The organism is Hoylesella marshii DSM 16973 = JCM 13450, from assembly GCF_000146675.1.
Taxonomy (GTDB): Bacteria; Bacteroidota; Bacteroidia; order Bacteroidales; family Bacteroidaceae; genus Prevotella; species Prevotella marshii.
This window is the reverse complement of the sequence record NZ_GL397214.1, coordinates 172649-176274: the sequence shown is the minus strand read 5'-3', so window position 1 is coordinate 176274 and position 3626 is coordinate 172649. Positions and strand designations below refer to the sequence as shown.

Sequence of the window (3626 nt, the reverse complement as noted above, 5' to 3'; positions counted from 1 at the left end):
CAGCATACAGTTGGGCGAGTTCGGCACGCTGCGCATATCGCTCTCCTCGAAAGGGGCGGCCACGGAGAAGGCGTTCGACACGGCGGGCATCAAACCCCGCGTCATCTTTACCCCGAGCGTACAGCTGAAACACGAGATGCTCGACATCTCCTACGAGGTGGTGAAGCCGGAGGAGGAGAAGAAAAAGAAAAAACCGTAAGGAGGCCGCTCTGCGGAACGCGCGCGGCGTGAGAAAAGAACAAGTTTCATTCCGGCCGTGCGAGGAGCAAAAGAGACACCTTTATATATATACACACATAGAGTGGTACGCATCGTGATGATGCGTACCACTCGCGTTTTGGTTGTGTGGACAATGCCCCTGTTAGGGAGTGTTTCGGAGAAGCGAGGGAGCATAGGTAGGGAGCTTAACGAAAACGTTCGCTTTTCATGCATGTTTTCTACGGATTTTAGTAACTTTGCGCAACCAAGCGAAGAAGAATGCCACTGCGATTCTCCGACTGATTGGCCTACAACATCAACGACATCAGATAGACACAACGCTATGAAGCAAACCATAGAACTGCTGGCTCCGGCCAAAAATGCCGACTGCGGAATGGCCGCCATCGACCATGGCGCCGATGCTGTGTATATAGGTGCCGACCGTTTTGGGGCACGCGCCGCCGCAGGCAACTCCATGGCCGATATCGAACGCCTTTGTGCCTACGCCCATCGTTATGCCGCCCGTGTGTATGTGACGGTGAATACACTTCTCTACGACGACGAGTTGGAAGCCACGCAGAAGTTAGTCTGGGAACTGTATGAAGCCGGTGCCGATGCCATACTCGTGCAAGATATGGCACTGCTCGAGATGAATCTTCCGCCCATAGCGTTGCATGCCAGCACGCAGACCGACAACCGCACGGCCGAGAAAGTGAGATGGTTGGCCGACCAAGGTTTTTCGCGTGTGGTGCTGGCGCGGGAGTTGTCGGTCTCCGAGATTGCGGCCATCCATCGGCAATGTCCCGATGTTGCCCTCGAAGTATTCGTACACGGCGCATTGTGTGTCAGCTATTCGGGCGTGTGCTATGCTTCCCAACATTGTTTCGGTCGCAGTGCCAACCGCGGCGAATGTGCACAGTTTTGCCGGATGCCGTTCGATCTTGTGGATGCCGACGGACGGGAGATAGAGCACGGTCGGCATCTCCTTTCATTGAAAGATATGGCACAAATCGACCATTTGGAAGCACTGATGGCAGCGGGTGCCTCGTCGTTTAAGATTGAGGGACGGTTGAAAGACATCAGCTACGTGAAAAACGTGGTGGCTGCGTATAGTCGTCGGGTCAATGACATCATTGCCGCACATCCTACGCAATACGTGCGCAGCTCTCGGGGCGAGGTGAGCTACACATTCACGCCCGACCTCCAAAAGACCTTCCACCGCGGTTATACGTCTTATTTCCTGAATGGCAGACAACCGAACATCGCCTCTTTCGACACACCGAAAGCCATGGGCGAGTTTGTGGGAACAGTGAAGGAGATACGCGGAAAATCGCTCATTGTGGCAGGCACGGCATGCTTTGCCAATGGCGACGGCCTTTGCTTTATCAACCATCGACGCGAGTTAGAGGGATTCCGTGTGAACCGCGCCGAGGGCAACCGCCTTTTCCCTGCAACGATGCCTTCAAACCTACGTCGCGGCCTATCGCTTTATCGCAACGCCGACCGCGCCTTTGAACAGATGCTCGCAAAACCCACAGCCGTGCGCAGTATTCCCGTAACGATGGTGTTGGACATCTGCGATAGCACCCTGAAACTCCGCATGGCGACAGTGGATGGGGAAACGGCCGTGGAAGTAGAAACCGACGTTCTCAACCTTGCCACCGCCCGCACACCGCAGGCTGACAACATCTGTCGCCAACTCACGAAGTTAGGCAACACGCCTTACGCCTGCCGCGAGGTGATGATGGACGGCGGAGTGGAAAGCCTCTTCATCCCGTCGAGCCTGTTGGCTTCTCTGCGTCGAAATGCCGTTGAGCAACTGTCGGCTGCTATCATCCCTGATAGAGAACCCGTTGCCCTGCGTAAGTCTTCTTCCACCATCGTTGCCCCGCAGGCATACGCCGCCTTTCCCTATCTCTACAATATCGCCAATCGCATGGCCGTTAAATTCTACAAAGCGCACGGTCTTTCTCACACCCATCCGGCTTTTGAGTTAGACGGCAAATCTACCGACGAACCGCTCATCATGCAATGTCGTCACTGCATCAAGTATGCATTGGGACGATGCGAACGACACGGCGGATGCAAACCTAACTGGACGGAACCGCTCTATCTGCGCTTAGGCGACGGCCGACGATTCCGACTGCAATTCGACTGCAAACAATGTGAAATGAGTATCTATGTACAGAAATCTTAACCTTTCCAGCATACTGCCCGCTGTCTTGTGGGGCATGCTGCTTACCGCCTGCTATCACGAACACAGTCCGAAGTCGAAAGCCTCTACAGCCGAGCTTGCAGACGATTCACTGACGTTTGCCAAGACGCATCACTACACGAACAACTACAATTTCGTCGTAAAGGCCGATTCGCTCGTATTGTTCAGCCAGCAGCCCGAAGAAATCAATAGCGGATTGGCTACCGACAGTATCGTTGTGCCCAAACATGCCCACCTCGTAGTAGCCGACATCCGCATCATGCCCAACGACAAGACGGATTCCGTATGGATACAACTTGCCAAAGACCAATACACGTTTGGTTGGACGCAGGAGTCGCGACTGCTGCCCGCCGTAGTACCCGACGACCCCATCTCGCAGTTTATCTCAACGTTCTCCGACACACACCTGCTCATCTTCCTCGTTGTTATCTGCATCATCGCTGCCGCCTATCTTATACGCACCTTGCTGCGTCGCAATGCCCACCTCGTTCATATCAACGATATCGACAGTTTCTATCCGGCTTTGCTCGCACTCACCGTGGCCACTGCCGCCACATTCTATGCAAGCATCCAACTCTTTGCCCCTGATACTTGGCGTCATTTCTATTACCACCCCACGCTCAATCCCTTCTCTGTGCCTCCGTTGCTGTCTATCTTTCTCTGTTCCGTGTGGGCAATACTTATTCTTGCGGTGGCCGTCGTAGACGTGGTACACAACCGTCTGCCGTGGGGCGAGGCTGTGCTCTATCTCTTTGGTCTTATCGGGGTGTGTGCCATCAACTACATTGTTTTCAGCATCACTACGCTCTACTACGTGGGCTATACACTCCTTGCCATCTATTTCTTCTTTGCCATCCACCATTATTACCGCAGTCATCGCCCCACCTTACTCTGCGGACGCTGCGGCCGTCGCATTCCCTCGCGGGGTATATGTCCGCATTGCGGTGCCGTAAACAACTAAGGGGGCAGAAGTAATAGACTGTAACTCCATTTTCGATGTGCAAATACAAGGAACAAAGTTTTTATCCTTTCTCTTGTTTGCTTAAGAATCTTTATGTACCTTTGCCGCGGTAAAAAGAAATCAAAGTGCTAAACCAATTATTCGAGACCATATCCACCTTATTATATAAAGGTGTGAGCGAGGTAAAGAGAAATGTGTGTCTCCCTTTATCTTTTAACACTTTATATTTGGTCAACTCAAATAATTTGCTAA

3 protein-coding genes are annotated in these 3626 nt (G+C 52.8%); all 3 read left to right on the top strand.

Annotated elements, in window-relative coordinates; genetic code table 11:
- On the top strand, positions 1–199 hold a 199-nt coding region (locus HMPREF0658_RS00740; RefSeq protein ID WP_006947834.1), incomplete at its 5' end, for an HU family DNA-binding protein.
- A 342-nt stretch (positions 200–541) separates the two neighbouring features.
- Positions 542–2395 (top strand): peptidase U32 family protein, encoded by a 1854-nt coding sequence (locus tag HMPREF0658_RS00735; RefSeq protein ID WP_006947833.1) that lies wholly within the window; start codon positions 542–544, stop codon positions 2393–2395.
- Entirely contained in the window at positions 2379–3374 is a 996-nt protein-coding gene (locus HMPREF0658_RS00730; protein ID WP_006947832.1) for a hypothetical protein, read from the top strand. The genes HMPREF0658_RS00735 and HMPREF0658_RS00730 overlap by 17 nt, the downstream gene beginning before the upstream one ends.
- Positions 3375–3626: the final 252 nt, after the last annotated feature.